The sequence below is a fragment of the Pseudomonas sp. 21615526 genome (assembly GCF_013386245.1).
Lineage (GTDB): Bacteria > Pseudomonadota > Gammaproteobacteria > Pseudomonadales > Pseudomonadaceae > Aquipseudomonas.
The window spans coordinates 1-324 of sequence record NZ_JACAOM010000282.1 but is presented as its reverse complement, the minus strand read 5'-3'; the positions used below and the strand labels follow the sequence as shown (position 1 = coordinate 324).

The window sequence follows — 324 nt, the reverse complement described above, 5'->3', positions numbered from 1 at the left end:
GTCCAGGCCCGCGTCGGGCTGGCCAGCCAGAAGACCGTCGATGAGGCCGTGGCGTCGGCGCTGAAAGCCTTCCCGGCGTGGTCCGAGCAATCATCCCTGCGCCGTTCGCGGGTGCTGTTCAAGTTCAAGGAATTGCTCGACCAGCACCACGATGAGCTGGCTGAAATCATCAGCCGCGAACACGGCAAAGTGTTCTCCGACGCCAAGGGCGAAGTCACCCGTGGTATCGAGATCGTCGAGTTCGCCTGCGGCGCGCCAAACCTGTTGAAAACCGATTTCAGCGACAACATCGGCGGCGGCATCGACAACTGGAACCTGCGTCAG

The 324-nt window shown here is 62.0% G+C and carries 1 protein-coding gene; it reads left to right on the top strand.

Annotated elements, in window-relative coordinates; translation table 11 throughout:
- Positions 1-324, top strand: a 324-nt coding sequence (locus tag HX786_RS31695) for an aldehyde dehydrogenase family protein (RefSeq protein WP_178913102.1), incomplete at both ends; no start/stop codon positions are given.